Source organism: Mesorhizobium sp. L-8-10 (assembly GCF_016756635.1).
Classification (GTDB): Bacteria; Pseudomonadota; Alphaproteobacteria; order Rhizobiales; family Rhizobiaceae.
In genome coordinates this window covers 2,194,791-2,220,033 of record NZ_AP023263.1, presented here as the reverse complement: position 1 = coordinate 2,220,033, position 25,243 = coordinate 2,194,791, and the positions used below count along the sequence as shown (strand labels likewise).

General features: G+C 66.7%; 28 protein-coding genes and 1 pseudogene. 16 read left to right on the top strand and 13 right to left on the bottom strand.

What is annotated here, in order from left to right; genetic code table 11:
* Positions 1-26: 26 nt before the first annotated feature.
* The 4 genes from JN280_RS10415 to JN280_RS10400 all read right to left on the bottom strand — a co-directional run bounded on the left by JN280_RS10415 (position 27) and on the right by JN280_RS10400 (position 4,617).
* Positions 27-1,094 carry a substrate-binding domain-containing protein gene (locus JN280_RS10415; RefSeq protein ID WP_202311956.1) on the bottom strand — a complete coding sequence of 356 codons (1,068 nt, stop codon included), beginning with the start codon at positions 1,092-1,094 and terminating at the stop codon, positions 27-29.
* Between the two features lie 32 nt (positions 1,095-1,126).
* A complete protein-coding gene (locus JN280_RS10410) occupies positions 1,127-2,389 on the bottom strand; it encodes a M20 family metallopeptidase (RefSeq protein ID WP_202311955.1) in 1,263 nt (420 codons plus the stop codon).
* Positions 2,386-3,591 carry an ROK family transcriptional regulator gene (locus JN280_RS10405; protein ID WP_244743179.1) on the bottom strand — a complete coding sequence of 402 codons (1,206 nt, stop codon included), beginning with the start codon at positions 3,589-3,591 and terminating at the stop codon, positions 2,386-2,388. Before JN280_RS10405 ends, JN280_RS10410 begins: the two co-directional genes overlap by 4 nt.
* 138 nt (positions 3,592-3,729) lie before the next feature.
* Positions 3,730-4,617, bottom strand: a complete 888-nt coding sequence (locus tag JN280_RS10400) for a sigma-70 family RNA polymerase sigma factor (RefSeq protein ID WP_202311954.1) — start codon at positions 4,615-4,617, stop codon at positions 3,730-3,732.
* A gap of 149 nt (positions 4,618-4,766) precedes the next feature.
* Between JN280_RS10400 and JN280_RS10395 the strand changes: the two genes are divergently transcribed.
* Positions 4,767-5,225, top strand: coding sequence for a carboxymuconolactone decarboxylase family protein (locus tag JN280_RS10395; RefSeq protein WP_202311953.1), 459 nt, complete (start codon positions 4,767-4,769; stop codon positions 5,223-5,225).
* Between the two features lie 75 nt (positions 5,226-5,300).
* Positions 5,301-6,527: pseudogene (locus JN280_RS10390) on the top strand (MFS transporter).
* Positions 6,528-6,586: 59 nt separating this feature from the next.
* On the opposite strand, the gene JN280_RS10385 reads toward JN280_RS10390, so the two are convergent.
* Positions 6,587-7,297, bottom strand: a complete 711-nt coding sequence (locus JN280_RS10385) for a glutamine amidotransferase (protein WP_202311952.1) — start codon at positions 7,295-7,297, stop codon at positions 6,587-6,589.
* 249 nt (positions 7,298-7,546) lie between these two features.
* Complete coding sequence (locus tag JN280_RS10380) at positions 7,547-8,446, bottom strand: LysR family transcriptional regulator (protein ID WP_202311951.1); 900 nt, start codon at positions 8,444-8,446, stop codon at positions 7,547-7,549.
* Between the two features lie 101 nt (positions 8,447-8,547).
* Here JN280_RS10380 and JN280_RS10375 point away from each other — a divergent pair, with 101 nt between their 5' ends.
* Positions 8,548-9,537 carry a zinc-dependent alcohol dehydrogenase family protein gene (locus tag JN280_RS10375; RefSeq protein ID WP_202311950.1) on the top strand — a complete coding sequence of 330 codons (990 nt, stop codon included), beginning with the start codon at positions 8,548-8,550 and terminating at the stop codon, positions 9,535-9,537.
* A gap of 33 nt (positions 9,538-9,570) precedes the next feature.
* Here JN280_RS10375 and JN280_RS10370 read toward each other — a convergent pair whose 3' ends face one another.
* From JN280_RS10370 to hemC, 5 genes are all read right to left on the bottom strand, one after another.
* Complete coding sequence (locus JN280_RS10370; protein WP_202311949.1) at positions 9,571-10,038, bottom strand: tellurite resistance TerB family protein; 468 nt, start codon at positions 10,036-10,038, stop codon at positions 9,571-9,573.
* Positions 10,039-10,113: 75 nt separating this feature from the next.
* Positions 10,114-11,688, bottom strand: coding sequence for a heme biosynthesis protein HemY (locus JN280_RS10365; RefSeq protein WP_202311948.1), 1,575 nt, complete (start codon positions 11,686-11,688; stop codon positions 10,114-10,116).
* Between the two features lie 10 nt (positions 11,689-11,698).
* Positions 11,699-13,105: a COG4223 family protein gene (locus tag JN280_RS10360; RefSeq protein WP_202311946.1), complete on the bottom strand. Its 1,407-nt coding sequence runs from the start codon at positions 13,103-13,105 to the stop codon at positions 11,699-11,701.
* Between the two features lie 92 nt (positions 13,106-13,197).
* Positions 13,198-13,932: a uroporphyrinogen-III synthase gene (locus tag JN280_RS10355; RefSeq protein ID WP_202311945.1), complete on the bottom strand. Its 735-nt coding sequence runs from the start codon at positions 13,930-13,932 to the stop codon at positions 13,198-13,200.
* Positions 13,933-14,862 carry a hydroxymethylbilane synthase gene (gene hemC / locus JN280_RS10350; RefSeq protein WP_202311944.1) on the bottom strand — a complete coding sequence of 310 codons (930 nt, stop codon included), beginning with the start codon at positions 14,860-14,862 and terminating at the stop codon, positions 13,933-13,935. It lies immediately after the preceding gene.
* Positions 14,863-14,960: 98 nt separating this feature from the next.
* Here hemC and tsaD point away from each other — a divergent pair, with 98 nt between their 5' ends.
* From tsaD to JN280_RS10295, 11 genes are all read left to right on the top strand, one after another.
* Entirely contained in the window at positions 14,961-16,046 is a 1,086-nt protein-coding gene (gene tsaD / locus JN280_RS10345; protein WP_202314675.1) for a tRNA (adenosine(37)-N6)-threonylcarbamoyltransferase complex transferase subunit TsaD, read from the top strand.
* Complete coding sequence (locus tag JN280_RS10340; protein ID WP_202311943.1) at positions 16,043-17,026, top strand: NAD(P)H-dependent glycerol-3-phosphate dehydrogenase; 984 nt, start codon at positions 16,043-16,045, stop codon at positions 17,024-17,026. The genes tsaD and JN280_RS10340 overlap by 4 nt, the downstream gene beginning before the upstream one ends.
* A 21-nt stretch (positions 17,027-17,047) precedes the next feature.
* Complete coding sequence (locus JN280_RS10335) at positions 17,048-17,344, top strand: YciI-like protein (RefSeq protein ID WP_202311942.1); 297 nt, start codon at positions 17,048-17,050, stop codon at positions 17,342-17,344.
* A 37-nt stretch (positions 17,345-17,381) separates the two neighbouring features.
* Positions 17,382-17,807, top strand: coding sequence for an EVE domain-containing protein (locus tag JN280_RS10330; RefSeq protein WP_202311941.1), 426 nt, complete (start codon positions 17,382-17,384; stop codon positions 17,805-17,807).
* Positions 17,808-18,461: a class I SAM-dependent methyltransferase gene (locus JN280_RS10325; protein ID WP_202311940.1), complete on the top strand. Its 654-nt coding sequence runs from the start codon at positions 17,808-17,810 to the stop codon at positions 18,459-18,461. It abuts the gene before it with no gap.
* Between the two features lie 115 nt (positions 18,462-18,576).
* Positions 18,577-19,722: an amine dehydrogenase large subunit gene (locus JN280_RS10320; RefSeq protein WP_202311938.1), complete on the top strand. Its 1,146-nt coding sequence runs from the start codon at positions 18,577-18,579 to the stop codon at positions 19,720-19,722.
* Complete coding sequence (locus tag JN280_RS10315; RefSeq protein ID WP_202311936.1) at positions 19,722-20,300, top strand: MauE/DoxX family redox-associated membrane protein; 579 nt, start codon at positions 19,722-19,724, stop codon at positions 20,298-20,300. Before JN280_RS10320 ends, JN280_RS10315 begins: the two co-directional genes overlap by 1 nt.
* Positions 20,300-20,899 carry a methylamine dehydrogenase accessory protein MauD gene (gene mauD / locus JN280_RS10310; protein ID WP_202311934.1) on the top strand — a complete coding sequence of 200 codons (600 nt, stop codon included), beginning with the start codon at positions 20,300-20,302 and terminating at the stop codon, positions 20,897-20,899. Before JN280_RS10315 ends, mauD begins: the two co-directional genes overlap by 1 nt.
* 9 nt (positions 20,900-20,908) lie before the next feature.
* Positions 20,909-21,448: a methylamine dehydrogenase light chain gene (locus tag JN280_RS10305; RefSeq protein ID WP_202311932.1), complete on the top strand. Its 540-nt coding sequence runs from the start codon at positions 20,909-20,911 to the stop codon at positions 21,446-21,448.
* Between the two features lie 64 nt (positions 21,449-21,512).
* Positions 21,513-21,890 carry a c-type cytochrome gene (locus JN280_RS10300; RefSeq protein WP_202311930.1) on the top strand — a complete coding sequence of 126 codons (378 nt, stop codon included), beginning with the start codon at positions 21,513-21,515 and terminating at the stop codon, positions 21,888-21,890.
* A gap of 4 nt (positions 21,891-21,894) precedes the next feature.
* Positions 21,895-22,329 (top strand): c-type cytochrome, encoded by a 435-nt coding sequence (locus JN280_RS10295; RefSeq protein ID WP_202311928.1) that lies wholly within the window; start codon positions 21,895-21,897, stop codon positions 22,327-22,329.
* 96 nt (positions 22,330-22,425) lie between these two features.
* On the opposite strand, the gene gcvA is transcribed toward JN280_RS10295, so the two are convergent.
* Complete coding sequence (gcvA, locus tag JN280_RS10290; RefSeq protein WP_202311926.1) at positions 22,426-23,367, bottom strand: transcriptional regulator GcvA; 942 nt, start codon at positions 23,365-23,367, stop codon at positions 22,426-22,428.
* Between the two features lie 116 nt (positions 23,368-23,483).
* Here gcvA and JN280_RS10285 point away from each other — a divergent pair, with 116 nt between their 5' ends.
* Complete coding sequence (locus tag JN280_RS10285) at positions 23,484-23,744, top strand: DUF1127 domain-containing protein (RefSeq protein WP_202311924.1); 261 nt, start codon at positions 23,484-23,486, stop codon at positions 23,742-23,744.
* A 90-nt stretch (positions 23,745-23,834) separates the two neighbouring features.
* Here JN280_RS10285 and JN280_RS10280 read toward each other — a convergent pair whose 3' ends face one another.
* Positions 23,835-24,425 (bottom strand): L,D-transpeptidase family protein, encoded by a 591-nt coding sequence (locus JN280_RS10280; protein ID WP_202311923.1) that lies wholly within the window; start codon positions 24,423-24,425, stop codon positions 23,835-23,837.
* 85 nt (positions 24,426-24,510) lie between these two features.
* On the opposite strand from JN280_RS10280, the gene JN280_RS10275 reads away from it, so the two are divergent.
* Positions 24,511-25,194, top strand: coding sequence for a response regulator transcription factor (locus JN280_RS10275; protein WP_202311922.1), 684 nt, complete (start codon positions 24,511-24,513; stop codon positions 25,192-25,194).
* Positions 25,195-25,243 lie beyond the last annotated feature (49 nt).

The following is a 25,243-nucleotide window of genomic DNA, read 5'->3' as shown; positions in this document are numbered from 1 at the left end:
CGGCCACCGGCGGCCCCGCCGATTGATCACTTCGCTGCGTCGAGCACGGACTGCGGGGCGTCGCGGTTGAGCGATTCCTTGTAGCCCTCGGCGACATTCTCCTTCGTCACGGTGATGGCCGGTGCCACGACGAAGGCGGGCGCTTCCTTGCCGAGCAGGCCGTAGCCGGCGGCGGTGGCCATGGCGCGGCCGAGCTCGTAGGCCTTGTCGGCGACGATGCCGACGACATTGCCGCCGCGGGCCATGTCGAGCGCGACCGGCTCCGAAAGGTCGAGCGTCGTGACCTTGGTCTTGCTGTTTCCGGCCGAACGCAGGGCGGCCAGCACCCCTTCCGCCGGCTCCGCCCAGGTCACATAGATGCCGTCGAGATCGGGCGTCTTGGTGAGCAGCGCCTGCGCGATCTCCTCGGCGCGCGCCGGGTCGGCGATGCCCTGGCTGTCGACGATGGACATGTCCTTGTAATCCTTCTCGATCGTCGTCTTGAAGGCGTTGTCGCGCTGGTTGGTCACGTAGTACTGCGCGTCATGGAATATCCAGGCGACCTTGCCCTTGCTGTCCAGCGACTTGGCCAGAACGTCGGCTGCCTGCTTGCCCATCTGGAACAGGTCGTCTGTGACGATCGCCACATAGTCCGAGCCCTGCTTGTAGCCATCAGGCACATTGGACAGGAACACCAGCTTGACGCCCTTGTCCCTGGCCCCCTGGAAGGCCTTGGCCGAGCCGACAGGGTCGAGCGGCAGCGCCAGGATCGCGCTTGGCGACTTGGCCAAGACGGTCTCGACGTCGGAAAGCTGCTTGGCGGAATCGAAGCCGGCATCGGTTGTGGCCACCACTTCGATGCCCAGCCGCTTGAATTCGTCGGTGGCGCCCGCCGTCACCGCGGTGACGAAGTCGGAGGAGGTGTGCCAAAGAAGGGCTGCCGTGTGCTTGCCCTCCTTGAGCTTCGCCACTTCGGCCTCGCTCAGCGTCAGCGCGCTCGACGGCGTTGCGGCCTCGCCGTTCGGGCCGACAGTCTGGGCGGCGGCATAACCCGCCGCTCCGAGGGCGATCAGGCCGCCCAGCGCGGCCGCCATCAGTCTCTGTTTAGATGCCATCTCTGCTCTCCCATCTTGCCCCTTGCGGGCGGTTACTCGATGACGGACCGATCGAAGGCCGCGAGGAAGGCGGCGAAGGCCACGATGCCGTCGAGATATTCCTGCACGACCACATGCTCTTCCAGCGTGTGGCAGTTGCGGATGTCGCCGGGCGCGCAATAGACCGCCGGAACGCCCAGCCGGTTGATCAGGAAGGGCGCTTCCGACCAATAGGGCGCGCCTTCGATCAGGCCGCGATCCGGGCGCACGGCCTCGACCGCCTGTGTGAGCAGGGCAACCGCAGGCAGTTGCGGCGAGACTTCGGATGGCGTGCCGCCATAGCGGTGGTCGCGGCCGGCCGGATAGGCGAAGGAGACCGTGATGCCTTCCGCCAGCTCCGCGCCGCGCACCGCCCTTTCGAGACCGGCGACCGCGTTGTCGAGGCCTTCGCCCGGCAGCAGCTTCAGGATCAGGCTGATGCGGCATTCGCCGGGAACAGCGATATAGCCGCCGCCTTCGAGCCCTGTGACCAATACGAATGGCCGGCCGACGAGATCGTGCGGCGCGCGCGCCTCGAGCTCGGCCGAATGCGCCCAGATCGCCGAGAGCACTTGATGCGCGGCCTTAAGCGCGTCGATGCCGCGTTCGGGCACGCCGAAATAGGCCGAACGGCCGGTGATGGTGATGTCGCAGATCAGGAAGCCCATCTGGGCCGGATAGATGTTGAGCCGGGTGGGCTCGACATAGATCGCGAAATCGGGCCTCGGCACGACACCTGCCTCGATCTCGGCGACGAAGGCCTTGATGCCGGCACTGACGCCGGTGTCCGGTTCGCCGCTCTCTTCGTCGCCGATGAAGGCGAACTGGAGATCGCCGGCAGGCACGATGCCGGCCGCTGAGAGCAGGCGGACTGCGGCAAGGGTGGTGCAGATGCCTGCCTTCAGGTCGCCCGTGCCGCGTCCCCAGATGGCGCCGTCGACGATCGCCCCGCCGAACGGGTCTTCGCGCTCCGTGCCGGCCCAGCGTTCGGCCCAACCACGCACATGGACCGTGTCGGTATGACCGGCGAGCAGCAGGCATGGCCCCTCGCCCGCCCCGCGCAGCAGGCCGCGCACATTCGGCCGACCCGGCGCGAAGTCGTCGAGGACGATCTCATCGGCACCGAGCGCTTTGAGCTCACCGGCGAGCAGCCGTGCGAAGGCCGCTTCCGTCCCTGTGACGCTCGGCGTGCCGACCGCGCGCCGCAACAGATCGATGGCGGCATCAGTGTCGAGCGCCGCGCGCAGGCGGGAGATCAGTGCGGCGTCGAGCTTCATTCCGCGGCCCTCGCTATGGCAGGCAATGCGAGGTCGCCTGGCAGCCCCGCTATGCCGAACAACGCGTTGTGCAGGCTGTTGACGGCCGATGACAGCGCCCCGACCAGGCCGGCCCGGTTGCCGAGCAGGCTCGGCACCACGACGACCGGCCGGGCGAACGCTGCGGGCAAGGCCGCCTGGACTCGTTCGAGCAATTCGGGGCGCATTCCGATGCTTCCGCCCATCACGATGATCTCGGGATCGAGGATCGAGCAAAGCGCGGCGACCGCCAGGGCCAGGCTGCGCGCGACGTCGTCGAGCACGGATGCCGCAACGGGGTCGCCGGCTTCCAGTCTGGCAAAGACGTCGCGGACGCTCTCGGCGCCGCTTCCCCGCGCGGAGAGATAGCGCCGCACGATCGCATGCGAGCCGACTTCAAGCTCGAAGGCGCCGACGGCAAGCGCCTCGGGCGAATAGAGGTCGGCGCCGATCGGCAGATAGGAGATCTCGCCGGCGGCGCCATTGGCGCCGCGCGCGAGCTTGCCGTTGACGATCAGGCCGAGGCCGGTTCCGGTGCCGAGCGACAGGAAGGCAGCGTTCTCACAGCCCTGGGCGCAGCCCTGCCAGGCTTCGCCCAGCATGGCGAGATTGACGTCGTTCTCGATGGCCACGGCCCGGCCGAACAACTCGGCAAGGATGGCGGGCACGTCGATCTCGGAGAGGCCGGCTATGTTGGGCAGGAGCGTGATGGCGCCGCTCTCCTGGTCGAGCACGCCTGGCGTGCCCACCACGACGCTTCCGATCCGCCCGGCGTCGATGCCCTTGCCAGCGGCGAGCCGGAGCGCAAGCTGGCGGATCTGCATCAGCACATGCCGGCCGCCGCGCGGGTCGGTGGGCTCGGTGGCCTCCGCCACGATCCCGCCGACGAGATCGGCCAGCGCCGCCGAGATCTTCGTTCCGCCGAGATCGACGCCGAGCGAGTAGGCGGCGTCCGCAGCGATCTCGAAGGTGACGGCCGAACGCCCGAGACCGCCGCTCGTGGTGCCCACCGGCCTCACCCAGCCGCCCGCTTCGAGCTCGCCGATCACTTCGGACATCGTCTGCTTGGAAAGGCCGGTCGTCCTGGCGAGATCGGCGCGCGAGATGGGCTCGCCCTTCAGGAGGATCTCCGCGACAAGGCGTCGGGAATATTGCCTGATCAGAGGTGACCGTGCGGCGTTCAAGCGTGCTTGCCTCTCTGCTTGGGTCGGCTTGCCATTTAGTTCGGCAAGTTGACGAACTAATGAATAGCGTCACCCACAACACCTGTCAAGGGCAACTTGGGGCGAAGCGGCAAGCCGATCCGGGTCCCGGCATGATTTCTACGCTCCGGTCTTCCAGTCGAGCACGGCCAGGTCCAGGCGGCCGAGGCTTTCGGGGTCCGCCACCGCATCGATCGCGACGATCTTGCCGTCAGCGATCGTGAGACGCACGACGACGCGCAGTTGCCCGCCGGGGGCCACCAGCAGGCCGACAGCCCCATCGACGAGGGCGACCAGCGCTCCTTGCGCGCGCCCCCTGAAGGTAGCGGCCACTGCGGCCGCGCCGCGGATCTCCGCCGCCGCCCCCAGTTGCGCGGCCGTCCTGTCGGCCCGAAACACGACGTCGGGATCAAGCACGGCCAACAGGGCGTCGAAATCACCGCCGCGCGAAGCGGCGAGGAAAGCCTCGACCACTTCCCGCTGCCGGCTCCGGTCCGGATCGGGCGCCGCCTGCGTGCCACGCACCCTGCGCCGGGCGCGGCTGGCGAGCTGGCGCGCCGCCGTGGCCGAGCGTCCGACCACGGGCGCAATCTCCTCGAACGGCAAGTCGAAGATATCGTGCAGCACGAAGGCGACACGCTCCGCCGGCGCCAGCGTCTGCAACACCACGAGCAAAGCGAGACCTACGGAGTCGGCGAGCAGCGTTTCCTGCTCCGGTTCGTAGCTCCGGCCGGCATCGGCTGCAGGCTCCGACGTTCGCGCTTCCAGCGGCTCCTCGCGCCGCGACTTGCGCGAGCGCAGCATGTCCAGGCACACCCGCGCCGTGACCGTCGTCAGCCATCCGCCGAGATTGTCCACGTCTCCCGTGTCGGTGCGGTTGAGACGCACCCAGGCTTCCTGGACTGCGTCCTCCGCCTCGCTCCGCGAGCCCAGCATGCGATAGGCGACTCCCAGCAAATGGCCGCGATTGGCCTCGAATCGATCCGCCAGAACTTTTTTCTCGTCCATCGGTCACATTTCTCCGTCGGCTTCCGTCAAGCCCATGACGTGCGAGACCCGGCGGATGTGACAGAACGGTTGGAACGACCGGCCGGGTGGCGGAACCGTCAGCAAGGAACCCGGATACCCCTGCCAGATACCTCTCAAGGAGACCACTCATGCAAGCAAGAATGAAACACCCCGCGATGATCCTCCCCGGAGCCATGCACGCCCTGCAGGCGCTGAATGCCGTGACGGAGAACGGTATTGTCCCGGCACGCACCATCCATCTGCTGCATCTGAGGGTCAGCCAGATCAATGGCTGCGGCGTCTGCGTGGATATGCACCCACGGATGGCCAGGAAGGACGGCGAGACGGATCAGCGACTGTTTGCCGTGGCGGCATGGCGGGACACCCCTTACTTCACCGACGCCGAACGCGCCGCTTTGGCGCTCGCCGAGGCGGTCACGCGCCTCAGCGACCGCTCCGACCCGGTGCCGGACGATATCTGGGCGGATGCCGCCCGTCACTATGACGAGCAGGCGCTGGCCGCTCTTCTCGTGTCGATATCGGTGATCAATGTGTGGAACCGCCTCAACGCCGCCACCCGGCAGGTCGCCAGCACAGCCTGGGGCTGAGCGCTCGAAAAAACCCGCGCCCTCCATGGCGATTTGCGCTACACGCGCGGCAATGACATCACCGCATGGGTCGACATGACAGCCGACAGTACCACCGCGGAACGCTTCGCGGCGTTCCGCCATGGCGCCTTCCTCCGCTACTGGTTGGCGCGATTCCTCGCCACTTTCTCCACGCAGGTGGTCTCGGTCGCGGTCGGGTGGCAGATCTATGACCTGACGCGCGATCCGTTCGATCTCGGCTTGGTCGGCGTCATCCAGTTCGCCCCCTCTCTGCTGCTGGTCCTGGTCACCGGGGTCGTCGCCGACCGGTTCGGACGACGGCTGATCATGGCCCTGGCGGCAGCGCTGGAGGCGGTTTGCGCGCTGGCGTTGCTCCTGCTCAGCTGGCATGGCCTCGCAGGGCCCAGCCCCGTCTTTGCCGTGCTCGTCGCCTTCGGCATCGCACGCGCTTTCTTCGCCCCGGCCTCGGCCTCGCTGGTCGCCAATCTGGTGCCGCCGGAGGATTTTGCCAATGCGGTCGCCTGGAATTCGTCGGCCTGGCAGACCGCGAACATCGTCGGCCCGGTCGCGGGCGGGCTGCTCTACGGCCTGTCCGCCGAAGCGGCCTATGCCGTCGCTGCGATGCTGATGCTCGCCGCAGCCGGCCTCGTCCATTCGATACCCAGACCCCGACAGCGCAGCGAAACCGACACACCGACGCTCGAGACGCTCTTCGCCGGTTTCCGCTACATCTGGAGCGAGAAGATCGTGCTCGGAGCCATCTCGCTCGACCTCTTCGCCGTGCTTCTATCAGGCGCGGTGGCGCTGCTGCCCGTCTATGCCCGCGACATTCTCGATCTGGGGCCCTGGGGGTTGGGATTGCTGCGCGCCGCACCCGGCATAGGCGCGCTTGGCGTCGCCGTCTGACTTGCCGGCCACCCGATCCGCGATCATGCCGGCATCGTAATGTTGGCCTTTGTCGCCTTTTTCGGCGCCTTCACCGCCGTGTTCGGTATCTCCGCCATGCCCTGGCTGTCGATCGGCTGTCTCGTGATGCTCGGCGCCACCGACATGGTCAGCGTCTACATACGCGAGACCCTCATCCAGCTATGGACGCCGGATCGGGTGCGCGGCCGCGTCAACGCGGTCAACATGGTGTTTGTCGGCGCCTCGAACGAACTCGGCGAGTTCCGGGCTGGCACCATGGCCGCGCTGATACCCGCCGTGGTGTTCGGCGGCATCGGCGCCGTCGCCGTCGCCGGCCTCTGGGCAGTCATCTTCCCGGAACTGAGAAAGGTGCGCCGCCTCGACGGGCGGACCTGACCCGGATCATTTTGCGCAGTTCCGAATGCAAAACCGCGCGCACTCTTACTGAAGTTGCTTCAGCGCTTGGACTTGCCGCCAAAGATGAGCTGCAGAAATTCGTCCAGCCAGCGCTTCAGATGCATGTCCCAGATCATGCGACCGCCCAGGTGGTCGCGGCCCGGCTGCGCACCCGGAAGCTCGAACCGATGCGCTCCGCGCACGACCCAGCGCTGCATCATCACCCGCGTCAGTTCGGCATGGAACTGGATGCCCCAGGCATTATCACCGTAGCGGAACGCCTGGTTGGGATAGGAATCGGCCGTGGCGAGCAGCTTCGCGCCTGATGGCAGCGAGAACCCTTCGCGATGGAACTGGTAGACCATTTCCGGCCAGTGCATCATCGCCTTGCCTTCTTCGGTCGGCTTCAGCGGATACCACCCGATCTCGACCAGCCCCTCATGATGGCCGGCGACGCGACCGCCGAGATGATTCACCAGCATCTGCGCGCCGAGGCAGATCCCGAGAAACGGCCGGTTCTCCCGCAGCGGCACGGCGAGCCACTCGGTCTCGCGCCGGACGAACTCCTCCTTGTCGTTGGCGCTCATCGGCCCGCCGAAGACGACGGCGCCGGCATGGCCGGCAAGCGTTTCAGGCAGCGGGTCACCGAGTGGCGGGCGGCGAATGTCGAGGTCGAAGCCGTTTTCGATGAGGAGATGCCCCACCCTGCCCGGGCTGGAAGCTTCCTGATGCAGAATGACGAGGATTTGCGGACGTCGCGTGGACGGCATGGCGGCTGTCAGAATCGGATCGGTTTGCATGCTTCTTAGGCGCAGTCGAACACCACGGCACGATTCGCCCCGATCTCGACGCCGGCTCAGTCTAAGCAGGTTTCGCAAAAGTGTCCCACGGTTTTCCGACAAAAGACCTGCGGCAAAAGAAGTGGCCAGGCAGATGAAGCGCGGGCAAAGCCACGCAAGCCTGCCTGGACCGGCATCGCGGTGGTTGGAAATGCCGGAATCGAATGGTCCGACGGCATTTCACGACATCAGTCCGGGCAGCCGCGCCGCGAGGGCATCGACGGCGAGCCGCACCTTCAATGACAGATGCGGGGTCTGCAGCCACAACGCATAGCAATCGTAGAGAAATTCCGGCTGGTCCGGCAGGAGCCGGACAAGCCCGCCTGCCAAAATTCGCTCGCGCACCAGCCAGTAGGGCAGCCAGGCAAGCCCCATACCCGCTTCCGCGGCATCGGCGATCGCCTCGAGATCATCGAGCCGCAGGCGCCCTGACGGCATGAACTCCATGATCGGCTGATCCTTGCCGGGGAAGAGCCAAGGGCGGATTCGTCCCGAACGGCGGTAGATGACGGCCTGATATTCGCCGAGTTCCTCGATCCGCCGTGGCCGGCCATGCGCACCGAGATAGGAAGGAGCAGCGCAGACCACCATGCGCTGACGCGCGACGCGGCGTGCGATGAGCCCTGCCTTGTCTTGCGGATCGCCGGTCCGTATTGCGATGTCGTATCCGTCTTCCGCGAGGTCGACGATCGCGTCGCCGAACGACAGGTCGAGTTCCAGGCCAGGATGTTGCCGCGCCAGGTCGAGCAGGATGGGAGCAACGCAGCGCCGACCGAAATGCACCGACATGGCGACACGCAGCTTTCCACGCGGCACGCCCAACTGGTCGGCCGCGAGCGCATCCGCCGCATCCGCCTCCGCGAGCACGACCCGGCACCGGTCGTAGTAGGCCCGTCCGAACTCGGTCAGGACCTGGCGGCGCGTGGTCCGGTTGATGAGACGCACGCCGAGGCGCTGTTCCAGGAACCGGACATGCTTGCCGACCATGGGTCCCGACATATCGAGGGCCGCAGCGGCCGCCGAGAATGAACCCAGATCGACGGCCTTGACGAATACCGCCATGCTCAAAAGGCGATCCATTTCGAACCTGTGGTTTCCATTGCTCTGCCTATTCGCTCATTTATCGGCCTTTGGCATCCTGTCATAGCTCATTCAGTTCGATTGATTTGGAGTTATGACCGATGACGCGTGTCGTTCGTTTCCACGAGCTTGGCGGTCCCGAGGTTCTGCGCATCGAAGATGTCACCGTCCCCGCGCCGGGCCGGGGCGAAGTGCGCATTCGCGTCAAGGCGCTGGGTCTCAACAGGGCCGAGGCGCTTCTGCGCTCGGGTTCCTATATCGAAGAGGCGAAGCTGCCCTCCGGCCTCGGCCTCGAAGCATCGGGCATCGTCGAGGCGGTCGGCGACGGAGTGGTCGGCGTCGTACCCGGCGATGCCGTCAGCGTCGTGCCGCCTTTGTCGATGGTCCGCTGGCCCGCTTATGGCGAGATCGCCACATTTCCCGCCGAACTCATGGTCAGGCACCCGTCATCGCTCGGATGGGAAGAGGCCGCGGCGGCCTGGATGCAGTATCTCACCGCCTACGGCGCGCTGGTCGACATAGCGGGCCTGCGGCAGGATGACGTCGTCGTCGTCACTGCGGCATCGAGCAGCGTCGGCATCGCCGCGATCCAACTGGCCAGGACGATCGGCGCCACAGTGGTCGCCGTCACGCGGACCTCGGCCAAGAAGCAGGCGCTGTTCGACGTCGGCGCCACGCATGTCGTCGCCTCGGCCGAGGAGGATCTGGCGGCGAGATTGCGGGATATCGGGGGCGCCGAGGGCGTGCGCGTCGTGTTCGACCCGGTCGGCGGCCCGGCGATCGAGGCGCTGGCGGCGGCCATGTCGCCGGGCGGCATTCTCATCGCCTATGGCGCGCTCAGCCGCGAGCAGACACCCTTCCCGCTCCTCGCGGTCCTGAGCAAGAGCCTGACGCTACGCGGCTATCTCGTACATGAGGTGGTCCGCGACCGCTCCCGGCTGGAAGCCGCCAAGGCCTTCATCCTTGATGGTCTGGGTTCCGGGGCCCTGAAGCCTGTGATCGCCAGGACTTTCGCCTTCGATGAGATCGTCGAGGCGCACCGCTTCCTGGAATCGAACGATCAGTTCGGGAAGATCGTCGTGACGCTCTGATTGGTCGGGCATGAGACCCGACCGGCATCAGCGTCAATTTGCCTTGTCGGGGGCCTGGCGCTGGGCGCGCTGGCGCGCGGCGATGCGCTCGTGCCGGTCGACGCCGATCAGTTCGGCCACGCGCCACACCGTATTGTCCTCGAGCTCATGCAGTTCGCCGTCGGCAAAGACGACCTCCCACATGATGCCGATGAATTCCGCCTTGGCCTCTTCGTCGAGGTGGCGTTTCAGGACGCTGGTGAAGGCATAGAGGTCGATGGCCTCCTGGTCGGCCCGCTCGCCGGCGCGGAACAGCGCCTCCAGCGTCTCGCCCTTCACGCCGTAGTGCTCGGAGAGCATCTGCTTGAGCCGGGTCACTTCCGAGGCCTGGCGCACGCCGTCGGCGTCCATCACGTGGATCATCAGAGCGGCGGCCGCAACCTTGGGGTCGTCCTTGCCGGCGAGCGCGCCGGATTGCGCGCCGGGCAGTTCTTTGAGGAAGGACAGAAGACGTTCGATCATGGTGGGGACATCCGGGAAGAAGGGCAGGAGACCGTTACCCGGACGCCATGCCCATGACAACCGACACAAAGACAATCAGAACAGACGAAAACGCTTCGACGCCTCGTCGGTTTCCTCGGGATCGACGCCGGGATCGTCGGGACGGCGCATCGGCTCCCCGTTCTCGGGCGGCCGCCCGTCGCCTGCCGGCGCCACCCGCGCTGCCGGTTCGGCGTCATGCTCGACCGTTTTCTGGTTGACGGCCGAGAGCGCGGCCGGCGCCGTTTCGGGCTCGACGGCCGGCGCGGCTCCGACCGCAGGCTCGGTCTTGGCCGGCAGGGCCGGAAGCGGGATCTCGTCCTCCTGCTCGATCATCTGGCCGAGCCGTTCGACGGGCACACGCCATTCGAAGGCGTCGAGCTTGCCCGTTACCGGCGAGCACGGAGCCCAGCGGTCGGAAACATAGCCGTCGGCCACCCAGGCGGGATCGCGCGGCGCGCGCAACGCTCTCGACAGGTATTGGCGGATGCGGCCCTGGTCGCCCGTTTCGGCCTCTTCGATATCGGCCAGCAGCAGATAGGCGGCCTCGCCCGGCTGCATGCGGATGGCCGCCTCGGCCTCCTCCCGCGCGGCGCGATATTCGCCGGCGTCGAGGGCGGCGCGCGCCACGGCGAGCGAGGATTGCGGATGGTTCTGCTTGAGCGACTGGAGCCGCCGGGCGCGCGCCAGCCTGTCATGGGTCGCATCGCCCGGACGCGCATGGACGTAGAGATCGGCGACCTCGGGATGCGGCTCGACCTTCCAGATCGCCTCGAGGACCTTCGTGCCCCTGCGCAGATCGTTCTGCCGGAACAGCGCGCGTGCGGCGGCGAGCGCGGCGGGCACCAGGGCGGGCGCCAGCCGGTTGGCTTCCGTCCCCGCATTCTTGGCGGCGAGCGGATCGACGTCGAGGGCGGCCATCGACTTTGCGGTCAAGAGCACCGCACGCCTGCGGTTGACGGTTTCGCGGTCGATCTGATGCCCGGCCTTCTGCATCTCGACCAGCCGCAGCGCGCCGTCCCAGTCGCCCTGTTCGGTCTTCTCTCCGAGCGTGACGTCGGATGCCCAGCCGAGCTGCGGGGCGATCGCTGCCGCACGGCCCGCGTAGTGCCGGGCCGCCTCGCGTTCGCCGAGACGTTCCGCCTCGAGATAGAGCCCACGGAGCCCAAGCAGCCGCAGCTCGGGATCGTCGAGCATGGCCTCGAACCTCTTGCGCGCACCGTCATGGTCTCCTTCGAGCAGCGAGGCATGCGCGTCCAGCAACTGGATCAGCGGCTCCTGATCCGAACTGATCAGCTTCGCCGCCTCCCTGTTCTTCTTGCGCGCCAGCGCCGCGTCACCGGCCCCGGCCGCGATCATCCCCGTAGACAGGGCCTGATAGCCCCGGTCGCGGCGCCGCACCCTGAAATAGCGAGAGATCATATAGGGGCTGTTCCAGATCGACCGGACGAGCCACCACAGGATCATGACCGCCGCCACGATGGCCGTGACGGCGACCGCCGCCACCATCAGCGACACCTGGTACTGATAGCCCTGGAAAGTGACGACCATCTCGCCCGGGCGGTCGGCGAGCCAGGCGAAGCCCAGGCCGAGGCCGAAAACGACAAGCAGGAAGAACAGGACGCGGACCATCGGCTTCCCCTCACCCGGCATTCAAGGCGCCGGCCAGCGCCTTGTCGACCAGTTGCTCGGCCTTGAGGCGGCTGCGCACGGCGTCGGCAAAGGCAGCGCCGGCGTCCTTGGACGGCTCCGGCAGCGTGTCGTATTCGGCAAGCGCCCTGGCCAGATCGCCATCCTTCAATGCTGCCTCCATGCGGGCGGTCTTTTCAGGAACGCCTTCCCCTTCCACGACGCCGACCGGCCGCACCTTTACGAGGGACTCCGCGCTCGTCATCAACCGGTCGAGGAAGCCGGCGTTTTCGTCGACGACGGTCGAAGCGTCGATCATCGCCGTCGCCGCGGCGGGCGCGGCGGCGACGAGGTCCGTCCTGGAAGGCACGCCCTTTTCGGCCAGCGTCCGCAACTCGGCCAGCTCCGGCGCATTCGGTGCGACCGCCGCCAGCGTTTCGAGCTCAGCCGCGAAAGCGCCGCCGCGCTCGACCGCTGCCTTGAGGCCCGACGCGGCGATCGCCAGCGCGATGCGCGGCTGGTCGGCCTGCGCCTCGACCTTCTGGGAAAGCCCGGCGACAGTCTGTTCGAGCGCAGCGAGGCGCCCGTCTACGGCCGTACCGGCCTTGGAGGCTGCTTCGATCGCGTCTTCCAGAGAGGCGATTTTCTGGTTCAGGCGATCGAGTTCAGCCGCCGACGCGCCGCCGTCCCCGGCGCCAAGCGCCGCGACGGTCGCCTCGACCTCCTTGAGTTTCGTGTCGAGCGCCTGAACCGCCGCTCCATCGCCGGCGCCGCCCGTTGCGACTGCCCCGTGCAGACCGGTGAGGTCGGATTTCAACTGGTCGACCGTCGCCGTCAGGGCGTCGAGCCTCTCGCCCGGGGCCGGCGCATTCTTCAGCCTGTCGAGCTCCTGCCTCAACGCGTCGATCTCGATCTGCACCGCCGCGGCATTGGGACTGCCGCTGCTGCCGGGCGAAGGGAGCAGCCCTGCGAACTGCAGCAGACCCGCCCCCGCGAGGGCGATCACGCCGCCGGCCAAGCCTGCAGCGATGGCGGCTCCCCGTCCCGCGGCGCGTTGGGGGCCAGGCTGGGGCTCCTCAGGATCCTTGATCTCATCGTTTTCCAGGGGCGAACGGCCAAACCCGGCGGCATAGCGCGGCTCTGCATGGGTCCTTGCCCGCACATCCTCATCGAGCACGTTGCGGTCGTCGCCGACCGCCGCTTCCGCCGAAGTCTCCTCGGCATCGGCAGGCTTTGCTGCGGGGTCTTCGGCAGCCGGCGCGGCGCCGAACAGGTTTTCGGAAACTGCCTCCGGCCGAGCCGATTCGCTTTCTCCTGCGGGATTCGCTTCCGTCACCCTCGACACGTCGCCCGGCCCGAGATCGATCGTCACCGGGTCTCGGCGCTGCTTGGAATGGCGTGTTTTCGGGGTCTTCACCATGGAGGGCTCCGCTTTCTGCCGCTGTCGTTCCAGGACCCCACCGGGCCTCATCCGATCACTACCACATCAACCCCGGCTGAAAAGAGGCCGGTTCAGGCACCATTGCCGCAGCGCTGCCGAAGCAGCGCGAGAAGTGCGGCTTCATCGGGTGTTGGCGCGGCGAAGACACGCCCCTCACCGACGTCGCGAAGCGCGGCGGCGACCCGATCGGAGAGGCAAAGGAAAAGGGTTTTTGCGAACAGAGGCTCGATTCCAGGCAGCGAGACCAGCCCGGCGAGCCCGCTTGCTGCCCTTGCCGAATGTAGGAGCGCAGCGTCGAGCGGCGCGGAACCGAGCCGGTCGGTCAATTCATCGATCGGATAGACGACCTCGGGCGCATCGTAGGTCTCGGCGATGGCGACATGCATTCCTTTCCGGCGAAGCCGATCTTCAACGCCGACGAGCCGCACGCGGCCGCACAGGTAGAGAATCCGCGCTCCGGGAGGCAAGGTGTCGGTGACGAGACGCGCCAGGCCGGCGGCGTCGCCGGTACCCGCGGCAACCCTGGAAAAGCCTGACTTGCCCGCTGCAGCCGCCGTCTCGGCCCCGACCGCGAAGCAAGGCCGGTCCAGAAAGAGCGAAAGAAGCTCGCGGGGAGCGTGCCGCACCGCGTTGGCGCTGGTCACGACGACGGCATCGATCGGCGAGGCGGCCGGCAGGGGATCGACGGCCAGCTCACGGATCTCGGTGAGCGGCAGGACAACCGCCTCGAAACCCAGCTCATCGAGCCGGCGCGCGGTCGCGCCGGCGCCGGGTTGCGGCCGCGTCACCAGAACGCGGCTGCTCATTCACGACCATCCCTCAAAGAACGCCGCTCCCGCTTGGCTCCGCACGGTTTCGCCCGCGCGACGGCCGATCCGGGCGGCCTCGGCAGCAGGGCCCTCGTCGACGACCTCATGCGCCTCCTGCCCGTCGGGTCGGAGGATCAGGCCTCTGAAGGACAGCCGGCCGCCAACGATCGTCGCATGCCCGGCGATCGGCGTCCGGCAGGAGCCGTCGAGCGCGGCGAGGAAGGCCCGCTCGCAGGCAAGGGCCTCGAACGTCGCCTGGTGGTTGATCGGCGCCAGCATCGCATCGGCGTCGGTCGCGCCGATACGGCTTTCGATGCAGATCGCGCCCTGGCCTGGCGCCGGCGGGAAACGATCGAGCGGCAGGAGCTCGGTGATGGCGCTATCGAGGTGCAGCCGGCGCAAGCCGGCATTGGCAAGCAGCGTCCCGTCGACGATGCCCTCCTCCAGCTTGCGAAGCCGCGTCTGCACGTTGCCGCGAAAGGTCGTGACCTTGAGGTCGGGCCTCAGACGCCGGATCAGTGCCTGGCGCCGCAAGGACGACGAGCCGATCGTCGCCGCCTCGGGCAGGTCCAGGAGCTTCACGCCGCCGCGTCCGATGAATCCGTCCCGCACGTCCTCGCGCGGCAGGAAGGCCGACAGATGCAGGCCTTCGGGCAGAACCGTCGGCATGTCCTTGGAGGAATGGACGGCGATGTCGATGCGACCATCGAGCAGCGCCTCCTCGAGTTCCTTGGTGAACAGACCCTTGCCGCCGGCTTCCGACAGCGGCCGATCCTGGATTCTGTCGCCTGTCGTCGCGATCGGCACGATCAAAAAGGCATCTGCCGGCAGGCCGTGGGCCTCCATCAGCCGGGCGCGCGTCTCCTCGGCTTGCGCCAGGGCAAGCGCGCTGCCCCTGGTGCCAATCCTCAAGAGAGTTGTTTGCATCGCTCGGTCCGTGTTAACCCGCGCCCCGGCGGGCTTCTGCCCGGAACTCCTAACGGGGAAAGAGCGACCCGGCAATCATGGATCGGAAGGCAGCGACAATACGCGTCCTCGGCATCGAAACGAGTTGCGACGAAACCGCCGCGGCGGTGGTTTCCTGCGGCCCGGACGGTACCGGCGAGATCCTGTCCAACGTCGTGCTGAGCCAGATCGGCGAGCATGCGGCCTTCGGCGGCGTCGTGCCGGAGATCGCCGCCCGCGCTCATGTGGAGGCGCTCGACGGCGTGATCGAGGCAGCGCTGGCCGATGCCGGCATGACGCTGGACAACGTCGATGCGGTGGCCGCAACCGCCGGCCCCGGCCTGATCGGCGGGCTGATCGTCGGTCTCATGACGGCGAAGGCCGTCGCCTCTGCCGCGGGCAAGCCTCTGATCCCGGTCAACCATCTGGAAGGCCACGCGCTGACGGGGCGGCTGACCGACGGGCTCAGCTTTCCCTATCTGCTGCTGCTGGTCTCGGGCGGTCACACCCAGATCGTGCTCGTGCGCGGCGTCGGCGACTATGAGCGCTGGGGAACCACGATCGACGATGCGCTCGGCGAGGCCTTCGACAAGACCGCCAAGCTGATCGGTCTGCCCTACCCTGGAGGCCCCAATGTCGAGAAGGCCGCCGCAGAGGGCAATCCCGCGCGTTTCGCCTTCCCGCGGCCGCTCAAGGGAGAAGCCAGGCTGGACTTCTCCTTCTCCGGCCTCAAGACTGCCGTGCGACAGGCTGCGACGGCGATCGCTCCGCTCGCCGAAGAGGACGTCGCCGACATCTGCGCCTCCTTCCAGGCGGCGATCGCCGAGACGCTGGAGGACCGGGTGTCACGCAGCCTCGACCGCTTCAAACGCGACTTCCCCGGCATGGCCCGGCCGGTTCTGGTGGTCGCCGGCGGTGTCGCCGCCAACAGGACGATACGGGGCGCGCTCGAGGCCACATGCGCGAGCCGCGGCTTTCGTTTCGTCGCTCCGCCCCATATTCTTTGCACCGACAATGGCGCGATGATCGCCTGGGCCGGCATCGAACGTCTGCGGGCCAGCATCGACAGCGGCGACCCGTTGACCCTGGCGCCTCGCTCGCGTTGGCCTCTGGACACGCTTTCCGCGCCGCTGATCGGCTCCGGCCGGCGGGGAGCAAAGGCATGAGCGCCCGCCTGACCATAGTTGGCGGTGGCGCCTGGGGGACGGCGCTGGCCATGATCGCGCAAAGCGCCGGCCACGCCGTAAGGCTGTGGGCGCGCGATGCCGCGACTGTCGAAGCCTTGCGCGACCGCGGCGAGAACCCGCGCTACCTGCCGGGTATTCGGCTCGACCGAACGATCGAGGCGACGGTCGACGCTGCGGAGGCGCTCGCCGGGGCCGACCATGTGCTCGCCGTGGTGCCGGCGCAGACGCTGCGCGGCGTGCTTGGTGCGATTGCCGCGTCCGTACCGCCGGCAGCCACCGTCGTGCTCTGCGCCAAGGGGATCGAGCGCGACACCGGCGCGCTGCTGTCGAACGTGGTCGCCGAGGTGCTGCCGCACAATCCGATCGCCGCGCTTTCCGGCCCGAGTTTCGCTACCGACGTTGCGCGGGGCCTGCCGACCGCGGTCGTGGTCGCCTCGCCGGATGCCGAGCGCGCCGCAACACTCGCGGCCTTGATGTCGACGCCCAACTTCCGCTGCTACTCCACCGACGACCTCGTCGGGGTCGAGATCGGCGGCGCGCTCAAGAACGTTCTCGCCATCGCCGCGGGCATGGTTGCGGGCGCGGAGCTGGGCGCCAGCGCCCAGGCCGCCATGGTGACGCGCGGCTTCGTCGAACTGCGCCGCATCGCCGCCAGCTTCGGCGCCCGGCCGGAGACGATCATGGGTCTGTCGGGCCTCGGCGACCTCGTGCTGACCTGCGGATCGGCCCAATCGCGCAATTTCGCCTACGGCCTGGCGCTCGGCCGCGGCGAGAAGATCGAGGGGCTGCCGCTGGCCGAAGGCGTGCCGACCGCGGCAATAACAGCGCAACTGGCCAGGGAGAAAGGGATCGCGGCACCGATCATCGCCGCGGTCGACGAGCTTCTTCGCGGCACCATCACCATACGTCAGGCCGTTTCGAACCTGATGACGAGGCCTCTGCGGGCCGAGGACGAATAGACGGAACCAAGGGAGCCAGACATGCTTTTCGCTCTGATCTGCAAGGACGAGCCCGGCAAACTCCAGCTTCGGCTCGATACGCGGCCGGACCATGTCGCCTATCTCAATGGCCTCAACGAGAAGGGCACGCTCAAATTCGCAGGGCCATTCCTCGACGGCGACGGCAAGCCGGACGGCAGCCTGGTGGTGGTCGAGGCGGCCGACATGGCCGGCGCGAAGGCACTCGCGGAAGCCGATCCCTATGCCAGGGCCGGCCTGTTCGAGAGCGTCGAGATCCGCGCCTGGAACTGGGTTTTCAACAATCCCGCATCGGCATAGTGGTCTTCTGGCGCGCAACCAGCGAGGGTGATCCGACATGAACTATTGGCTGTTCAAATCCGAGCCGTCCGTTTTCTCCTTCGAGGCGCTGAAGGCGAAGGGCAAGGCCGGCGCCGAATGGGACGGGGTACGGAACTACGCGGCGCGCAACAATATGCGGGCCATGCAGATCGGCGATCTCGGCTTCTTCTACCACTCGAATGAGGGCCTCAACATCGTCGGCATCGCCGAGGTCTGCGCGCTGGCCCATCCAGATTCCACCACCGACGACCCGCGCTGGGAATGCGTCGACATCCGCGCGGTGCGCGACGTGCCCAATCCGCCCACGCTGGAGCAGGTCAAGGCCAATCCCAAGCTCGCCGACATGGCTCTGGTGAGGCTCGGCCGTCTCTCGGTGCAGCCGGTGACGCCGGAAGAATGGAAGGAAGTCTGCCGCATGGGCGGCGTCGAACCCGTGCCGTGAATGTCGCTCCAGCCCGACCATTTCGGACGCTTCATCCTCGAGAACACGGCGCTCTCGGCGCCGCCGCATGTCCCGGAGACACGGCTGCATCTCGCCGACGAGGCGCATGAGCTCTGGTTGAAGACCGAGGAGGAGCTTGCCGAGATCGGCCTGCCGCCGCCTTTCTGGGCCTTCGCCTGGGCCGGCGGACAAGGGCTGGCGCGCTACGTTCTCGACAATGCCGGGATGGTGCGCGGCCGCGACGTGCTCGATTTCGCCACCGGGTCGGGCCTCGTCGGCATAGCCGCGGCAATGGCCGGCGCAGCCGGCGTGCTCTGCGCCGACATCGACCCGTTTTGCGCTGAGGCTGTTCGCCTGAACGCGGCAGCCAACGGTGTCGCTGTCGCCTTCACTGCGGAGGATCTCGTCGGCCGCGACTTCGGCTGGGACGTCGTGCTCGCCGGCGATGTCTTTTACGACCAGGCTTTCGCTGGTCGTCTCGTGCCCTGGTTCGAGGCGCTTGGCCGGCGCGGCGCCACGGTGCTGGTCGGAGATCCCGGCCGCTCCTATCTGCCCGGCGAAAGGCTCGAGAAGCTTGCCGTCTACCAGGTGCCGGTCACGCGCGCCTTGGAGGATGCAGAGGTCAAGAAGACGACGGTCTGGCGCTTCGTCTGAGGACGACGGGTCTTACCGGCTGTGGCCGGTCTGAACTATCTCCCTTGGCACAATTTCCCTTAGGTAATGGCGGCGATATCGTGCCATATTCGACGTCTGGAAGAGGGGAAACGCCATGCGCAGTATCTTCCTTGGACTGTCCTTTGCGACCTTGATGACCGCCGGCCCGGTCCTGGCGCAGGAAATCCAGCCTGAGACCGTCACCAACATGACCATCCCCGACGGAACCGAGCTTGTGTTCTCGGTGGATCTGGCGCTCAATCACGTCGTCGACGGCCGCACCTACGTCCTGGACGCCAAGGATCTGAAACTTCTCGGACTCATCGGCATAGCCAATCTGGGGATGGTTCATGTGCCGGCGGGCAGCGCCGACATCTATGTGGCGACCACGCACCTGTCGCGCACCACGCGTGGCGAGCGTACCGACGTGGTGGAGATATATTCCGGCAAGGACCTCACCTTCAAGGAAGAGATCCCGATCTCCAACAACCGGGCGCAGGCGCTCAACTATCGCTCGTTGTTCTGGACATCGAGCGACCTCAAATATCTCTTCATCCAGAATGCGACCCCGGCCACATCGGTGACTGTCGTCGATATCGCGGGCAAGAAGCAGATCGCCGATATCCCGAACCCCGGCTGCTACGGCATCTTCCCCTCCGCAACCATGCCGATGCGTTTCGCGACGACCTGCGGCGACGGAACCTTCGGCACGATCGACGTGAAGACCGACGGCTCGGCGGAGATGAAACCGTCGCAGCAGATTTTCGACGCCGACACTGATGCGCTCTTCTCCGGCGCCTACCGCTGGGGCGACAAGTGGGTCTTCGTCTCCTATGGCGGCAACATCTACGTGATCGACGTCGAGGGCGATACCGCCACGCTGACCGACAAGATCGCCTTGACCGAAGGGGTCGAAGGCAACTGGCGGCCCGGCGGCTATCAGCCTATCGCGGTCCACGACAAGACCGGCATCGCCTATGTGCTGATGCATTCGGGCGGCACCGAAGGCAGCCACAAGAACCCGGCCGAAGAGATCTGGGCCGTGGATCTCAAGAACGAGACCGTGCTCGGCAGGGCGGCATCTGTCCCGGCCATCGCACTGACGGCAAGCCAGGGCGACTCACCCGCCATTTTCGCCATAGACGGGCTGAAGGCCGAGATCGTGCGCTACGACCTGCCTGCTTCGGGACAGCCCTTCGCCTTGTCCGTGGCGGCTACCGCGCCGGGCGGAGATCTGCCCGATCAGGTCGAGGTACGCTGATGGTACTGGAAGCGCTCGCGCATCCTATCGTCGTCATCGTCGCATCAGGCACGCTGGTCGGCGTCTTCCTGCGCGGCGCCGCGCACAAGTTCCTCGATTTCACCTGGTTTGCGCATACGCTTGCCGAATACCGCATCCTGCCCGTCGGCCTCGCCGTTCCGGCGGCCGGTTTCCTGCTTGCGGCCGAGGTCGCCATAACGCTTGGCCTTGTCCTGCCGGAGACACGCTTCTACGCCGCGGCAGGAGCCGCTTGTCTGCTGGTACTCTACGGGGCCGCCATCGCCGTCAATCTCCTGCGAGGCCGTACCCGCATCGATTGCGGCTGCGGCGGGGCCGGCCAGGGCCTGTCCTGGTTCCTCGTCGGACGCAACCTCGCGCTTGTCGGCCTTGCCCTGATCGCGGGGCAGCAGCCCGGAGCCGGAGATATCGGCGCGGTCGGCTGGTTCGCCACCCTCGCCACCATTGCCAGCTTCTGGCTGCTCCTGGCCGGCGCGGAGAAGCTCGCCGACAACCTCTCATATCTTGCCGCCGCCGACGATGGCGCTCATCGGCGTGACGCCGGGATGGAGACCCACTGATGGACCCGTTGGTGATCGCCGTCGTCGCGCTGTGGGTCGTGGTCATCGCGCTGCTGATCGTGGTCTTCGCGCTCGCGCGGCAGGTCGGCATCCTGTTCGAACGTGTCGCGCCGATGGGTGCGCTGATGACGGACGCCGGCCCCAAGGTCGGCGAAGCCTCGCCGCGGTTCGACCTGATGACGCTCGACGGGAAGCCGCTGGCGATCGGTGGCGCCTCCGCCAGGAACATGCTTGTCTTCTTCCTCTCGACCACGTGCCCTGTATGCAAGAAGCTGCTGCCAGTGCTGAAATCGATGCGCGCCGCCGAAGGCAAGTCGCTCGATATCGTGCTCGCGAGCGATGGCGACCACACCGCGCATCAAGCCTTCCACAGGGCGGCCGGACTCGGCGACTTTCCCTACGTCCTGTCGCCCGATCTGGGCATGACCTACCGAATCAACCGCCTGCCCTTCGCCGTGCTGCTCGACCGGCAGGGCGTCGTGCGCGGCAAGGGCCTGGTCAATTCGCGCGAGCAGCTCGAAAGCCTCATGAACGCCAACGATCTCGGCCACGCCTCGATCCAGGACTGGATCAAGGCCGAAACCGCCACTCTCAACTAGGAGGGGAACATGAATCGCCTCATGGATCGACTGTTCGGCACGATCGACAACGTCGCCGAAGGCGGCGCGCGGCTCATGGCACAGCGCACCGGCCGGCGCAGCGTCCTGTCCTTCATCGGCAAGGCGGCGATCGGCGGCGCCCTGCTGCCCATGCTGCCGTTCGACAGGGCCGGCGGCGGGTCCGCGCGTGCCCAGGCGGAAAAGGCCGATACGGAGTGCGAATACTGGCGTTATTGCGCACTGGACGGCTTCCTCTGCACATGCTGTGGCGGCTCGGTGAACCAGTGTCCGCCCAATGCCGCGGTCTCGCAGGTCACCTGGGTCGGCACCTGCCAGAATCCGGGCGACAGCAAGGAATACCTGATCTCCTACAACGACTGCTGCGGCCAGGCATCGTGCGGCCGCTGCCTGTGCAATTTCAACCTGCGGGAACGGCCGGGTTATCGCATGGGCGTGCACAACGACATCAACTGGTGCATGGCGAATGAGGCGAGCAACTATCATTGCACGGTCGCAGCGGTTGTCGGCTTGGGTAGCAGCGGCGGCTAGGATCGCCATACTTGCGGCGCCGGTTCTCGCCCTTTCGGTGCAATCGTCGCCCGCGGCGGACGGCATGGCGCTGTTCGGGAAAGTCTGCGCTGCCTGCCACAAGAAGGACGGTACCGGTATCGCCGGGCTGGCGCCGGCATTGGCGAAGGCGGAATGGGCTGCCAAGGGCGAACCGGATGCGCGCCGCTACCTGCCGCTCGTCGTGCTGAACGGCCTCGCCGGCAAGATCGTCGCTGGCGGCAAGACTTTTGTCAGCGCGATGCCGCCGCAGAAGCAGCGTTCCGACGACGAGATCGCCATGCTCGCGACCTATGTCATGGCCACGCTGAACCCGCCGCCGACCGGTTGGAAGGACTACACGGCCGACGAGATCGCGACGCTGCGGGCGGAGAAGATCGACCACAAGGGTCTTCTTGCCCTGCGCGAAAAGCTGCTGGAGTAGGCTGGTGCGGCGGTTGCGCATCGCTCTCGCCTCGCTCGCCGCGGTCATCTGCCACGCTGCGGCGGCGGGTGACGGGCAATATCTCTACGTCCTGCATTGCTCGGGCTGCCACATGCGCGATGGATCAGGGTCGGTCGCGGGTCGCATACCTGCCTTGGCGGGAACCGTGGGACATTTCCAGAGACTGCCCGAGGGTCGCCTCTACACCATCCAGGTGCCGGGCATCATGAATTCCGGCCTGAAGGACGACGACGTCGCCGCATTGGCGAACTGGCTCGTCCCCCATTTCGCCGGCCCCTCGCTGCAGGGCGCCTTCACGCCCTATACGGCCGCCGAGATCGCCGCCGCGCGCCGCAGCCGCCCGACAGACATCTTTGCCGCGCGCCGCGCCGTCACTGCCGGGCTGAGGCAGCAGGGCGTCGAGATCGCGGACTACTGATTGCTTTGCCGGTGTTCGCCGCTTGGAGAGAGCGAGGCGGACGCGGCCGAGCCCGTGCCCACAACCTCAACCGGGCATTCGCGAAGATACCGCGCGCTACAAGACCGACGTTCTCTGAGCGATACCTTCGGCGCTCGCCTCACCCAGCACCCACTCCCGAAAGGCGAGGATGCGCGGATCGGACGCCGATTCGGACGGATAGACCAGATAATAGGCGAAGTCCGCCGGCATCTTGATGCCGAGCTCGAAGGGACGGACCAGACGGCCGGCCGACAGGTCGCCGGCGATCATGGTGAGGTCGGTGAGTGCGACCGCGCTGCCTTCGATCGCGGCCTGCACGACGTGGCTTGTGTCCTCGAACAGCACACACTGGCCGTCGTCGAAATCCTCGATTCCAGCCGCGGCCATCCACATGCGCCAGTTCGGCCAGGTCACGCCCTGCCGCGACCATTCGATGTGAACGAGCGTGTGCCTCAGCAGGTCGCGCGGCTCGTTGAGCGGCGGACCGTTCTGCAGCAGGGCGGGGCTGCAGACCGGAGCGATGACGTTGTCGAACAATCGCTCGGCGATCACGCCAGGATATTTGCCGCCCCCGAAACGGATCCCGATGTCGACATCGTCGTAGCCGAAGTCCCTGACTTCGGCGGCGATATCGAAGCGCAGCTCGAGATCGGGGTGCAGCCTGCGGAAGCGATCGGCCCTCGGCAGCAGCCACTTGGAGGCAAAGACCGCGTCCATCGTCAGTTTGATCACAGCGGTCCCACGCTTGATCCTGCGTGCCCGCGTCACGGCTCGATCAATGCGGTCGAGCGCGTCTGTCACCGCCTCGACGATCAGAATGCCCGCCTCGGTGAGTTCGATCGAGCGGCTGGTGCGCAAGAACAGCGCGACGCCGAGTTGCTCCTCGAATTCCTTGATCTGATGGCTGACCGCGGCCGGCGTGAGCCCGAGCTCCTCGGCGGCACGCGTGAAATTCCGATGGCGGGCGGCCGCCTCAAGGGTCCTCAATGCGCGGGTGCCAGGAATGTGGACGACCATGGATCTTCAAACGAAACTACATGATCGGCCAAAAACTACTCGTTTCTCGGCCAACGATCAATCGGATACGTTCCCATGCGAAAGGCAGATAATCAAAATCTGTTTGAGGCCAAAAGATGTCCGCGATCATTCGCCTTCCCTCCCACCATCCTACGACCTGGCGTCTGTCGACGTCGATCGCGCAGGCCTATCGTTCCTTCCGCATGGCGCTGCGCCACCGCGCGACGGCTGACGAACTCGATGGACTGTCCGACCGCTACCTGCGCGATGTCGGCGTGGACCGCCGGCAGATTTCGGCGGCCGTCAGCGCCGAGATCACGCGCGCAACCCTCGTCGGCACCGGCTGGGCTCGGTCGCGTTCATGCGGTCTTCGATAGGACGGCGGTCGGTTCTGCAAGCCGGCAAGGATAATGCGATAAGATGGCGGTATCGTACCATTCGGTGCCGCCCTTTCTTGTCGCGCGATCCTAACGAACCACCTGGAGCACGCTATGCCGCGTCAGTAGCGGCAGGATGCGGGCCATCACGGCATGGCTCACCGCCACGCAGCCTTGCGTCGGGGTGAAGCCCGGCCGGGCCAGATGGAAGAAGATCGCGCTGCCGCGCTCGCGCCGCCGGGGCCGGATGTTCCAGTCGAGCACGATGACCGCGTCATACAGGCGATCGTCGCGCAGCATGCGTTCGTGGCTCGCGCCATAGGGTATCCGGACCGGCCTGTTGTAATTGCGGTCGTGCGGCACCTCGCACCAGCCGAGATCGGACGAGATCGCCTTCAGCGGCAGCCGGCTACGCAACGGGAAGCGGCCGCGGCGAAAGTAGCCGGACAGCACCCGCATCCGGGCCAGCGGCGTCGCGCCGTCGCCCTCGCGCTTGGCCGCCGAGATGCCGCCGCGCCCGAGCGCGCAGGGAAAGACCAGGCCGCCGGCATTGATCAGTCCCTGGCTTCGGTTTCCGGGCCGGGCCCTGACGGTAAGTGGAGAGAATCGTTTGCCGATTTTTCTCTCCGCCCCATTGCGCTCACTTTTTTTGGAGTATGATCGGTTCACGAAGCAAATCACCGTGACTGGCTTTCCTGCCCGTCAGGTTCCGCATAAAGGCTTGCCGGTCAACTGCATTCTTCATTTCAAAACAATGGATTGAGCCATGACCTCCCGCACCATCCTGATCGTCGACGACGATGAAGACCTGCGCGCCACTCTTGTCGAGCAGTTGTCGCTCTACGAGGAGTTCGACGTGCTGCAGGAAGCCACCGCCGCCAAAGGCATGGCCGCGGCGCGCGGCGGCATGGTCGATCTCCTGATCATGGACGTGGGCCTGCCCGACATGGACGGCCGCGAGGCCGTCAAGATCCTGCGCAAGGGCGGCTACAAGGCGCCGATCATCATGCTGACCGGCCATGACACCGATTCGGACACGATCCTCGGGCTGGAAGCCGGCGCCAACGACTATGTGACCAAGCCGTTCCGCTTCGCGGTGCTTCTCGCCCGCATCCGGGCGCAGCTTCGCCAGCATGAGCAGAGCGAGGACGCCACCTTTTCCGTCGGACCCTATACGTTCAAGCCGAGCCAGAAACTGCTTGTCGACCAGCGCGGCGGCAAGGTGCGGCTGACGGAAAAGGAAGCTTCCATCATCAAATATCTCTATCGTGCCGACCAGAAGGTGGTCACCCGCGACGTGCTGCTCGAGGAAGTGTGGGGCTATAATTCCGGCGTCACCACCCATACGCTTGAGACGCATGTCTACAGGCTCCGCCAGAAGATCGAGCGCGATCCTTCCAATGCGGAAATTCTTGTGACAGAAAGCGGAGGTTACAAGCTGGTTCCCTGACCAGTTCGCGGAGAGGGGCTTGGAGGGCCGCACGCGGGAGGGACCCGGT

What these genes read in the sequence shown, in the direction of transcription:
- JN280_RS10415 (WP_202311956.1), bottom strand. Translation starts at nt 1,094, where the DNA reads ATGGCATCTAAACAGAGACTGATGGCGGCCGCGCTGGGCGGCCTGATC.
- JN280_RS10410 (WP_202311955.1), bottom strand. Translation starts at nt 2,389, where the DNA reads ATGAAGCTCGACGCCGCACTGATCTCCCGCCTGCGCGCGGCGCTCGAC.
- JN280_RS10400 (WP_202311954.1), bottom strand. Translation starts at nt 4,617, where the DNA reads ATGGACGAGAAAAAAGTTCTGGCGGATCGATTCGAGGCCAATCGCGGC.
- JN280_RS10395 (WP_202311953.1), top strand. Translation starts at nt 4,767, where the DNA reads ATGCAAGCAAGAATGAAACACCCCGCGATGATCCTCCCCGGAGCCATG.
- JN280_RS10385 (WP_202311952.1), bottom strand. Translation starts at nt 7,297, where the DNA reads ATGCCGTCCACGCGACGTCCGCAAATCCTCGTCATTCTGCATCAGGAA.
- JN280_RS10380 (WP_202311951.1), bottom strand. Translation starts at nt 8,446, where the DNA reads ATGGATCGCCTTTTGAGCATGGCGGTATTCGTCAAGGCCGTCGATCTG.
- JN280_RS10375 (WP_202311950.1), top strand. Translation starts at nt 8,548, where the DNA reads ATGACGCGTGTCGTTCGTTTCCACGAGCTTGGCGGTCCCGAGGTTCTG.
- JN280_RS10370 (WP_202311949.1), bottom strand. Translation starts at nt 10,038, where the DNA reads ATGATCGAACGTCTTCTGTCCTTCCTCAAAGAACTGCCCGGCGCGCAA.
- JN280_RS10365 (WP_202311948.1), bottom strand. Translation starts at nt 11,688, where the DNA reads ATGGTCCGCGTCCTGTTCTTCCTGCTTGTCGTTTTCGGCCTCGGCCTG.
- JN280_RS10360 (WP_202311946.1), bottom strand. Translation starts at nt 13,105, where the DNA reads ATGGTGAAGACCCCGAAAACACGCCATTCCAAGCAGCGCCGAGACCCG.
- JN280_RS10355 (WP_202311945.1), bottom strand. Translation starts at nt 13,932, where the DNA reads ATGAGCAGCCGCGTTCTGGTGACGCGGCCGCAACCCGGCGCCGGCGCG.
- hemC (WP_202311944.1), bottom strand. Translation starts at nt 14,862, where the DNA reads ATGCAAACAACTCTCTTGAGGATTGGCACCAGGGGCAGCGCGCTTGCC.
- JN280_RS10340 (WP_202311943.1), top strand. Translation starts at nt 16,043, where the DNA reads ATGAGCGCCCGCCTGACCATAGTTGGCGGTGGCGCCTGGGGGACGGCG.
- JN280_RS10335 (WP_202311942.1), top strand. Translation starts at nt 17,048, where the DNA reads ATGCTTTTCGCTCTGATCTGCAAGGACGAGCCCGGCAAACTCCAGCTT.
- JN280_RS10330 (WP_202311941.1), top strand. Translation starts at nt 17,382, where the DNA reads ATGAACTATTGGCTGTTCAAATCCGAGCCGTCCGTTTTCTCCTTCGAG.
- JN280_RS10325 (WP_202311940.1), top strand. Translation starts at nt 17,808, where the DNA reads ATGTCGCTCCAGCCCGACCATTTCGGACGCTTCATCCTCGAGAACACG.
- JN280_RS10320 (WP_202311938.1), top strand. Translation starts at nt 18,577, where the DNA reads ATGCGCAGTATCTTCCTTGGACTGTCCTTTGCGACCTTGATGACCGCC.
- JN280_RS10315 (WP_202311936.1), top strand. Translation starts at nt 19,722, where the DNA reads ATGGTACTGGAAGCGCTCGCGCATCCTATCGTCGTCATCGTCGCATCA.
- mauD (WP_202311934.1), top strand. Translation starts at nt 20,300, where the DNA reads ATGGACCCGTTGGTGATCGCCGTCGTCGCGCTGTGGGTCGTGGTCATC.
- JN280_RS10305 (WP_202311932.1), top strand. Translation starts at nt 20,909, where the DNA reads ATGAATCGCCTCATGGATCGACTGTTCGGCACGATCGACAACGTCGCC.
- JN280_RS10300 (WP_202311930.1), top strand. Translation starts at nt 21,513, where the DNA reads ATGGCGCTGTTCGGGAAAGTCTGCGCTGCCTGCCACAAGAAGGACGGT.
- gcvA (WP_202311926.1), bottom strand. Translation starts at nt 23,367, where the DNA reads ATGGTCGTCCACATTCCTGGCACCCGCGCATTGAGGACCCTTGAGGCG.
- JN280_RS10285 (WP_202311924.1), top strand. Translation starts at nt 23,484, where the DNA reads ATGTCCGCGATCATTCGCCTTCCCTCCCACCATCCTACGACCTGGCGT.
- JN280_RS10275 (WP_202311922.1), top strand. Translation starts at nt 24,511, where the DNA reads ATGACCTCCCGCACCATCCTGATCGTCGACGACGATGAAGACCTGCGC.